The organism is Streptomyces sp. A18 (assembly GCF_059026065.1).
The window spans coordinates 1-633 of record NZ_JBWLKL010000146.1 but is presented as its reverse complement, the minus strand read 5'-3'; the positions used below and the strand labels follow the sequence as shown (position 1 = coordinate 633).

The window sequence follows — 633 nt, the reverse complement described above, 5'->3', positions numbered from 1 at the left end:
ATCTTCAACGACGGCGCCTTCGAGGTGCTGAAGGACAAACAGCAGGCCGAGGAAGCCGTCATCCGCCTCGAACACGGGCAGCCGATCCGCTTCGGGGCCCCGCTGGAGAGCGGGCTCGGCTCCAAGGGCGTCGTACGCGACCCGGCGACCGGCGATCTCAAGGTTGACCCGGTCACCTCTGAGACCGAGTCTCAGATTCTGGTCCATGACGCGCACTCGACCTCGCCGACGCCGGCCTTCGCGCTCTCCCGCCTCGCCGACCCCGACACCCTGCACCACACCCCGATCGGCGTCTTCCGCAACGTGGAACGCCCGGTCTACGACACCCTGATGTCCGACCAGCTCGACAGCGCCATAGAGCAGAACGGCAAGGGCGACCTGGCCGCACTGCTCGCGGGCGGCGATACCTGGACCGTGCCTCGTGGCGCCGTAGCGCCGGTCTCGGACTAGGAGACCGTGATGAGCGCAGATAGGCCTCAAGAGGCAAGTCGCAGACAGGACATGGGCGCGGGAAGGGCTCGGTTAGCCAGTCCAGCCCCCCTCGCCGATCCGCATTTCGTCTTCGACCCCGTCGTCACGGACGGCCCGCGGGACATCGTCATCCTCGGCTCGACCGGGTCGATCGGCACCCAG

General features: G+C 67.8%; 1 pseudogene. It reads left to right on the top strand.

The annotated features are described in order from the left end of the window. Positions 1-450, top strand: a pseudogene (locus tag AC5P1C_RS43905) (2-oxoacid:ferredoxin oxidoreductase subunit beta); the annotation flags it as partial. Positions 451-633: the final 183 nt, after the last annotated feature.